This is a genomic window from Halorubrum sp. SD612, from assembly GCF_002135005.1.
The window spans coordinates 1-3,193 of record NZ_NEWI01000225.1; the positions used below are offsets into that span (position 1 = coordinate 1).

The window sequence follows — 3,193 nt, forward strand, 5'->3', positions numbered from 1 at the left end:
GAGTTGTTCATCCCCTGGAAGACGATCTCGTCCTCGACGGGGTCCCAGCTGAACACCTCGCGGGTGACGACCCCCTCCATCTCCTTCGAGTACCCCTCGATCTCCTGGACGCTCGTCACGCGGCGCAACACCTGATCGCCCTGTTTCACGCGGTTCTGGAACAGCGCCACGTCGGCGTTGTCCATGAACGTCTCGGGGACGTTGATCGGCTCGGAGGTGAACCGCTGGATCATCGAGACGATGTCGGACGCGTGGAACGTCAGCATGACCGGGTGACCGGTCTGGGCGGCCTGGAACGCCATGCGCCCCTCGGCGCCGCGGACCTCGCCCACGATGATGTAGTCGGGGCGCGACCGCAGCGCCGCGGCGACGAGGTCGAACATGTCGACGTCGGAGGAGCCCTCGCCGCCGCCCTCACGGGTCAGCAGCTGCTGCCAAGTGCTGTGCGGCGGGATGACCTCGGCGGTGTCCTCCGCGGTGTAGATCTTCGAGTCGTCCGGGATGTACGAGAGGATGGCGTTCAGCGTCGTCGTCTTCCCGGACGCCGTCTCCCCGACCACGAAGACGGTCTGCTCGTTCTCCAGACAGAGCCAGAGGTACGCCGCCAGCTCCGGCGAGAGCGTCCCCCAGTTGGTGATCTGGTTGATCGACAGCGGCACCTCCTCGCCCTGCCGGATCGTGAGCGAGGAGCCCTTCAGCGACACGTCGTCGGAGTAGATGATGTTGATACGCGACCCGTCCGGCAGCGTGGAGTCGACGATGGGGTCCGAGTCGGAGAGCGGGTCGCCGATCCGCTCGCCCATGTTGCGCAGCCAGTTGTCGAACTCCTGGGGCGTGCCGAAGTCGACGGTCGTCTCCAGCATGCCGAACGTGCCGTGGTCGACGTGGCACTCCTTGGGGCCGATGACGTGGATGTCCTCGTTGGCCGGGTCGCGCATCACCGGTTCGAGCGGCCCCAGCCCGACGATGTCGCGGTTGAGCCGGTAGCGGATGTTCTCGTACGTCTCCTCGGTGACCGACAGCTTCCCGAAGTTCTTCAGCTTCGAGAGCCCGCGGCGCCAGCCGGAGGCGGTGTCGTCGACGTGGGTCACCTCCTCTAGCAGCTCCTCGATGAGGTCGTCGTACTCCGCCTCGTTCTCCGGCGCGGTGTGCTGGCCGCTCACGGTGAGCAGCCGGTTTTTCACCTCGTTGAGGATCTCCGCCTGCGGGCCGGAGACCTCCGGCTCGATGGCGTAGTACTTCGTGTCCTGCCCGAGGTCGCCGTAGATGTGGCTGTAGATGGGGCCGCCGACCGGGTAGATGACGTTCGGCCGAGCCGACTCGTACTCGTCTTTCGGCTCCTCGATGAACTGCGGGAACTCCCCGGTGATCTGTTTGAACTCTCGGAGGTGCTCCCGGAGGTGCGGCCGCCGCATGGCCGCCTGTCGGAGCTCTTCCGACGGTTTCGCGGTGCCGTGTTCGGTCATGTCCTACACCCGGTCGTCGCGGTGGTCGCGTACCCGGTCGCGGTGGTCGCGGTCCGCGGGCGCGGACCGGCTGTGCGTCGGCGGGTCATGTGTCAGGCGACGCTGCGGCTCTCGATGACGATTCCGGTTCCGGAACGGACCGAGAACCCGATCGTGTCGCCGACCTGTTCGCCCATGCCCGCGAAGCGCTTCACGTTGATCTGGCGGCGGATGTCGTTGCCGACCTCGATCATCTCCAGCTGGAGGAACACGTCGGCGATGGAGCGGAACGGGCCGATGGCGTCGTCGTCGACCGCCGAGGGGTCGACGGTGAGCACCACCACCTTCCCCTGCGAGATGATCTCGCGGAAGAACGAGATGATCTCCAGGGCGGCCTGTCGCTCCTCGTTCTTCCGGACCAAGGCCTCGAAGGTGGGGTCGTTCCGGAAGATGGCGTCGAACGTGTCGAGGAAGACGACGTCGGAGTTCCACATCGCCTCGGCCTCCATCAGCCGCTTGAGCAGCTCCTTCCGCTCGCCGTCGCCGTCGGAGAAGGCGCCGCCGGAGTCGAAGTCGGCGTGGAGGAAGAGCAGCTCCTCCTGTAAGAGGGGCTTCACCATGTCGTACTCCAGCGAGTGCATCTGGTCGATGAACCCGCGGACGGTGAGCTCCGTCGACATCATCGTCACGGAGGCGCCCTCCTGGACGAGCCCGTAGGCGAACCGCTGCGAGATGGCGCTTTTTCCCGCGCCGTAGTCGCCCTCCATGAGGACGATGCTGCCGCGAGGGATGCCGCCGCCCAACTCCTTGTTGAGCCGGTCGCGGTCGCCGAGGCCCAGCGAGAGGAGGTTGTCGTGAGGCATCTCAGTTACTCCCCTCCACGCGGAACTGGAACAGCTCCTCGTCGCCGTTGACGGTGATGAACACCCGGTGGTCGCCGTCGACGAGCCCCCCGTTCACGCCGTCGATGTCGTTTACGCTGATCGTGAGCCGGAGCACGTCGCCGCGCCCCCACGCGTTCGCGCCGTCGGCGGAGACCAGCGTGCCGGAGAGCGCGCCGGGCCGGACGTAGGAGCCGTCGAAGACGACGTCGAGGTCCGACCCGTCGGGCGCGAGCCGATAGGTGCCGGTGTTCTTTATCAGCAGCGTCACGTTCTCGCTGCTCGCGTTGTACACCCCCGCGCTGGGGTCCGAGATGATCGTCACGTCGGTCCGGAGCTGCTCGGTCGCGTCGAGCCCGGCGTCGTCGACGGCCGCGCTCACGCGGTCGACCCCGGTCGTGATCGTGCCGACGACGCCGGCGGCGATCACGAGGCTCGCGATAAAGAGGATGAGATGGGAGACGGGGACGCTGGCCATCTACGCGCCCACCTCCGTCACGGTCGCGGCGTCGCGGACGCCGGACTCGACGACGAGGACGACGCGGGTTCCGTCCCCGACTTCCGTCGCCGTGTCGCCCTGTGCGACCCGCACGGTGAGCGTCTCGTCGCCGAGCCAGAGCGCGGTGTCGGCGTCGCCGTCGACGGTCGTCGACGCGTCCGCTCCGCCCACGTCGACGTACTCGTTGCCGACGACGAGCGTCGCGTCGTCGGCGACGAGGCCGACGGACCCCTCGTTGGTGGCGTTGACCGTGAGGACGCCGGAACTGACGTTGTACGTCGCGTTCGTCACGGAAAAGTCGGTGTTCTGGCGTTCGAGCGCGCGCCCGTTTATCCCGTGCTGGGCGTCGGAGACGCGGTCGAGCCCGT

4 protein-coding genes are annotated in these 3,193 nt (G+C 67.2%); all 4 read right to left on the reverse strand.

Annotated elements, in window-relative coordinates; genetic code table 11:
• A partial coding sequence (locus tag B9G38_RS15460; protein WP_086220967.1) for a type II/IV secretion system ATPase subunit occupies positions 1-1,466 on the reverse strand: 1,466 nt, incomplete at its 3' end.
• Positions 1,467-1,558: 92 nt separating this feature from the next.
• A complete protein-coding gene (locus tag B9G38_RS15465) occupies positions 1,559-2,308 on the reverse strand; it encodes an ATPase domain-containing protein (RefSeq protein ID WP_017343764.1) in 750 nt (249 codons plus the stop codon).
• A 1-nt stretch (position 2,309) separates the two neighbouring features.
• Entirely contained in the window at positions 2,310-2,804 is a 495-nt protein-coding gene (locus B9G38_RS15470; RefSeq protein WP_086220968.1) for a flagellar protein G, read from the reverse strand.
• The coding region (locus B9G38_RS15475) for a flagellin (protein WP_086220969.1) at positions 2,805-3,193 on the reverse strand (389 nt) is incomplete at its 5' end.